The sequence below is a fragment of the Streptomyces sp. 8N706 genome (assembly GCF_052245415.1).
Taxonomy (GTDB): Bacteria; Actinomycetota; Actinomycetes; order Streptomycetales; family Streptomycetaceae; genus Streptomyces.
Genome location: NZ_JBQQBW010000207.1, coordinates 1 through 4954, shown reverse-complemented (window position 1 = coordinate 4954; position 4954 = coordinate 1). Strand labels below are relative to the sequence as shown.

3 protein-coding genes are annotated in these 4954 nt (G+C 72.6%); all 3 read left to right on the top strand.

Translation table 11 applies throughout. The features are described from left to right. The first annotated feature begins 298 nt into the window (after window positions 1-298). The 3 genes from ACTWQE_RS33620 to ACTWQE_RS33610 all read left to right on the top strand — a co-directional run bounded on the left by ACTWQE_RS33620 (window position 299) and on the right by ACTWQE_RS33610 (window position 4940). Window positions 299-1108: a DUF4142 domain-containing protein gene (locus ACTWQE_RS33620; RefSeq protein ID WP_443332886.1), complete on the top strand. Its 810-nt coding sequence runs from the start codon at window positions 299-301 to the stop codon at window positions 1106-1108. Window positions 1109-1306: 198 nt separating this feature from the next. Beyond that, complete coding sequence (locus tag ACTWQE_RS33615; RefSeq protein WP_443332885.1) at window positions 1307-2761, top strand: multinuclear nonheme iron-dependent oxidase; 1455 nt, start codon at window positions 1307-1309, stop codon at window positions 2759-2761. A 442-nt stretch (window positions 2762-3203) separates the two neighbouring features. Next, complete coding sequence (locus tag ACTWQE_RS33610) at window positions 3204-4940, top strand: alpha/beta hydrolase (RefSeq protein ID WP_443332884.1); 1737 nt, start codon at window positions 3204-3206, stop codon at window positions 4938-4940. The last annotated feature ends 14 nt before the right edge of the window (window positions 4941-4954 follow it).

The window sequence follows — 4954 nt, the reverse complement described above, 5'->3', positions numbered from 1 at the left end:
GACCGTCCCCGCGCACCTCCCGGACGCGTCCACGGCCGGGCCTCCGGGACGGCCCGCGGCCCGCCTCCCTGTCGTCCCGGGGACCCAGGGACGCTCCGCGGCCCGATCCATGGAGGTCACCACGTCGAGACAGCCCCTGACGCCCGGCCCCTCGGGCCGCCGATCCGACGAAGCCGCTTGACCGACCGCACAGTTAACGCTTGGCTGACGCAACTCGACCCCCCGCTCCGGCCGCAGATTCGCACAGCCGAGGTATGCGCCGAGTGCACCCCCGTGTGCCGCCCCTGCAGGAGACACCTTGCGACACATCAACGCAACAAAGCTGATCATCGTCGCTCTTGTCGCGACGCTCAGCGCCATGATCTACCCCGTCTGGTCCTACGCCGACCGCTCCGGGCCCGGAACGGCCAACCTCACCGCGGGGACCGTGTCCACCAAGTGGGGTCCGCTGACCGCCGCCGACCGGGACTTCATCGTCAAGGTGCGGCTGGCCGGACTGTGGGAGATGCCCGCCGGGATGCAGGCCATGGAACGCGCCCCCACCCAGGCGGTCAGGGACGCCGGTGACCATCTGATCGTCGGGCACACGGACCTCGACAAGCGCACCCGCGACATCGCGGCGAAGCTCGCGGTCGAGCTGCCGAACCAGCCGAACGCGCAGCAGCAGGGCTGGCTCCAGGAGATGACGAACGCGCAAGGCACGGAGTACCAGCGGAAGTTCGCGAACCTCCTGCGCTCGGCCCACGGCAAGTTCTTCGGCCAGATAGGGCAGACCCGCAACAACACACGTAACACTCTCGTCCGGTCGTTGGCCGACGCCGCCAACCTGACGGTCCTCGACCACATCACCATGCTCGAGCGCACCGGCATGGTGGACTTCGACGCCATCGCGAACGACGCGGCGACGGCTCCCCCGGCCAGCCCGACCGGCCCCCCGCCGCCCACGTCCACCGCGGTGCCCGCCCCCATCCCCGTCGTGCCGGGCGATGGAGTGAAGACGACCTCGGAGCCGTCGGCCGACGCTCCGCCGGCGGACGAGCCCACGGCGGACTCCACGTCCGTACCACAGCTCGGCTCGAACACCGGCTCGGGAACCAGCGGCTACTGACGCAGGGCTCGTGAGCCGAACCCGGCCAGGGGGCACCGGACACGCGGAGTACTGCGTGCCGGTGCCCTCGGCGCTTCCGGGGCCACAACCTCAAATCAACCTCTGAACCGCCGCCATCGAGGATTCGGCCCGGCCCGGCCGGGCCATCAGTGGGACACCAGTCGAACACCCGGAACACCCGACGGGGAGGGGCAGACCATGGAACGTCTGGGGACCGGCATCGGATGGCGGCCGGAGATCGCCGGGACGGTGGCGCGGCTGCCCGGTCTGGACTGGGTCGAGGTGGTGGCCGAGAACATCTGCCCGGGCCATCTCCCCGAACCGCTGCTGCGGCTGCGCGAGCGCGGCACCACGGTCGTCCCGCACGGTGTCTCCCTCGGCATCGGCGGCGCGGACCGCCCGGACCCGGCGCGCCTCACGGCTCTCGCCGAGCGAGCCGAGGCGCTGGGCTCGCCGCTGGTCACCGAGCACATCGCGTTCGTACGGGCCGGCGGGCCGCTGACGGCCTCGCCCCAGCTGGAGGCGGGCCATCTGCTGCCGGTGCCGCGCACCCGTGACGCGCTCGACGTGCTGTGCGAGAACGTCCGGATCGCCCAGGAGGCGCTCCCCGTGCCGCTCGCCCTGGAGAACATCGCGGCGCTGATCGCCTGGCCGGGCGAGGAGATGACCGAGGGGCAGTTCCTCGCGGAGCTGGTGGAGCGCACCGGGGTACGGCTCCTCATCGACGTGGCCAATCTGCACACGAACCACGTCAACCGCGGTGAGGACCCGGCGACCGCGCTGGACGAACTGCCGGTCGAGGCCATCGCGTACGTGCATGTGGCGGGCGGCGTCGAGAAGGACGGCGTGTGGCACGACAGCCACGCGCACCCGGTGACCGAGCCGGTGCTCGACGTGCTGGCGGAGCTGTGCTCCCGTACCGAACCACCCGGCGTACTCCTGGAGCGCGACGAGGACTTTCCGGCGCCGGAGGAGCTGGAAGGCGAACTCGACGCGATCCGTGCGGTGGTCGCGTCCCGAAGGCCCCATGCCCCCGTTCCGGCGGGTGGGCCCGTTCCGACCCGGGGGGCCGGTCAAGCCCGTGGGCCCGCTTCCGGCGGGACGACGGCGGCCGGAGCGGACGGCGCGCCCTCACCCCGGGAACCGGGCGAACCGGGTGAACGAGCCACACCGTCCGGGAGCCCCGCCGGGGCAGCGGCAGGAACACGGGCCGGGCCCGGCGCCGGGGCTCCGACCGAAGCCCCGCGGCAGCGCCTCGGGCTCAGGCAGACCGCGCTCCTCTCCGCGCTCGTGGCGGGCACCCCCGCCCCCGAGGGCTTCGACCGTCAGCGGCTGCGCGTCCAGAACCGGGCCCTCACCGCCAAGCGCGCCGATGTCGTCGCCAAGGTCGCCCCCGAACTGCCGGAGATCCTCGGCCGGGCCTATCGGCAGGCCTTTGTCGGCTACGCCCGGTCCCGTCCGATGACCGGCGGCTACCGCCGGGACGCGCTGGACTTCGCCCAGCACCTGCTGACCTCGGCCGAGCCCGCGTACGCGACGGACGCGGCCGTACGGGAGCGGCTCGGCCTGTGGTGGCGTGAGCGCTCGGGCCCCGCGCCGCTGCCCCGCGGCCGCATCGCACGGCTGTTCGGCGCCGCCCTGCGATCCCGCTGACCCCGGGTCAGCCGTAGCGGGGCTGCCGCGCCCGACACCGAAGGCGTCCGGGGACCACAGCCTCTCCGGCGAAAGAGGCACAGCAACCGCACCCCACGCTTCCCGCAACCCACGCTGCCCCACCGCACGCGCAGCGGAAACCGCGATCGCCACCGGCCTGCACCGGGCGGATCCGGGGCCGAACGGCACCGCCCCGCCCCGGGTGGCCGATCGGCCGGATCCCGTGCACCGTCGCTCGGCCCACCGTCCGCAACCGCCACACCTGACGTCATGTCAGATCCTGCGCTCCAGGCGGACCTGACCGCAGGCGGCGGCAGCAGAACGGCCCCCAGCCATGGGCCGCTCGGGCGCATCGGTCCCGACACCGCCTCACAGTCCTTTACTTCCGGAATAGTCCGACGAATCATCCCTGTCATATTTCTTCGTATGAGGGGATGACCCTGTGAGAGCAGTAGCGCTGTACGGCACCCTCGGGTCGCTGGTTCTGACCGCAGTCGCCGCCACCCCCGCCGGCAGCGCAGCTCCATCGAGCGCAGCGGGCGACGCCCCCGAAGTCCGCGGCACCGCCGTCGCCGTGCACCGCGCGGCAGCCGCCGGGATCGCCTTCGGCCGCTGTCCGAAGACCGAGAACCTGCCGGACCCCGTACAGTGCGGCACCGTCTCGGTGCCTCTCGACTACGCGCACCCCGGCGGCCGGAAGATCTCCCTCACCGTCAGCCGGGTCCGCGCCACCGGCGCCGGCTCCGCTCGCCAGGGGGCTCTGCTGTTCAACCCGGGCGGGCCGGGCGCCTCCGGTATGGATTTCCCGATGTTCGCGCCCATCGAGGAGTGGAGGTCGCTGTCGAAGGCGTACGACTTCGTCGGCTACGCGCCGCGCGGGGTCGGCCGTTCGGCGCGGGTGTCCTGCCAGGACGCGGCCGAGTTCGCCAAGGCCCCGACCAACCTCCCGCTGCACCCCTCGGAGGAGTACAAGAACCTCCGCAAGGAGAAGGCCGGCGTGTACGCACGCGGCTGTTCGCTCCGGATGGGTACGGCCCTGCGGCACTACACCTCGCTCAACAACGCCCGCGACCTCGACGTGATCCGCGCGGCACTCGGCGAGCGGAAGCTCAACTTCCTGGGGTCCTCCTACGGCACCTACATCGGCTCGGTCTACGCAACGCTCTTCCCCGGTCATGTGCGCCGGATGGTCTTCGACAGCGCGGTCAACCCCGACCCGCGGCAGATCTGGTACCAGGCCAACCTGGACCAGTCGCTCGCCTTCGAGACCCGCTGGGCCGACTGGCGCCGCTGGGTCGCCAAGCACGACGCGGTCTTCCACCTGGGCCGGACCCAGCAGGCGGTGCTGGCCAACTACGAGAAGGCACGCGCCCGGCTCGAGCGCGAACCTGCGGGCGGCACCGTCGGCTCGGAGCAGCTCCAGGAGGCGTTCCTGAAGGTCGGCTACTACGACGCGTACTGGCCCCGCCGCGCCCAAGCCCTGTCGGCGTATCTACGGGGCGATCCGAAGCGGCTGATCGAGCAGGCGGAGCCCCGCGCGGAGGACGCGGCGGAGGACGAGAACGGCCTGGCCGTCTACACGGCGGTCGAGTGCAACGACGCCCCGTGGCCGACCAGCTGGGACACCTGGGACCGGGACAACACCCGGCTCGCGCAGACCGCCCCGTTCGAGACCTGGGACAACGCCTGGATGAATCTGCCGTGCGCGTACTGGACGGAGCCCCGGCAGCAGCCGCTCGACGTCCGCACGGCCGCCGGCGCGCTGCCCCCGGTGCTGATCCTCGCCGCCGAGCGGGACGCCGCCACGCCGTACCCCGGAGCGCTGGAACTGCAGCGCCGACTGGCCGGATCCTCGCTGGTCACCGAGCGCCGCTCGGGCACGCACGGCATCGCGGGCGGCGACAACGCCTGTGTCAACCGCCATCTGGAGGCCTATCTGCTCCGGGGTACGACGCCGGGCCCGACCCGCAGGAGCCGGCGGTACCCGAGCACCGCACTCTGCGTGCGGTGCCCCGGCCGGGCATCTGACGCCTTCCCCGGAGAGGTCCGCGCTCCCCTACGGCCCGTCCGCCCGTCAGGCGGGCGGTGCTGGCCAACTACGAGAAGGCACGCGCCCGGCTCGAGCGCGAACCTGCGGGCGGCACCGTCGGCTCGGAGCAGCTCCAGGAGGCGTTCCTGAAGGTCGGCTACTAC

Bases quoted from the DNA above. Each gene is read 5' to 3' on its own strand.
- ACTWQE_RS33615 (WP_443332885.1), top strand. From the start codon at position 1,307: ATGGAACGTCTGGGGACCGGCATCGGATGGCGGCCGGAGATCGCCGGG.